At 67.2% G+C, this 250-nt stretch carries 1 protein-coding gene; it reads right to left on the bottom strand.

Annotated elements, in window-relative coordinates:
• A partial coding sequence (locus tag ACLQ3C_RS21685; RefSeq protein WP_425707143.1) for a hypothetical protein occupies window positions 1-250 on the bottom strand: 250 nt, incomplete at both ends.

The raw sequence follows: 250 nt of genomic DNA, 5'->3' as shown, positions 1-250 counted from the left end.
CCCCAACGCGTCATCGACCTGTGCCCGCGTCATCGACGACGACAACCCCACCCGACCGGATGCGTCCACATCGTCGACGAGGCGGCCACTGGCTGCATCATCGCCACCATCAGACCGAAGCCCCTCAACCACAACAGGTTCGGAACCGGAAATAACCTCACCCGCGCGGTCGCTGTGGACGCCCCCCACACGTGCCCGCACCGCATCGGTCAGCCGGGCCGCCCCGTGATAGGCCGCCTTCACCGATACC

Origin of the sequence: Gordonia sp. DT30 (genome assembly GCF_049844915.1) — a bacterium.
Taxonomy (GTDB): domain Bacteria; phylum Actinomycetota; class Actinomycetes; order Mycobacteriales; family Mycobacteriaceae; genus Gordonia.
This window is presented reverse-complemented; position numbering and strand designations above follow the sequence as displayed.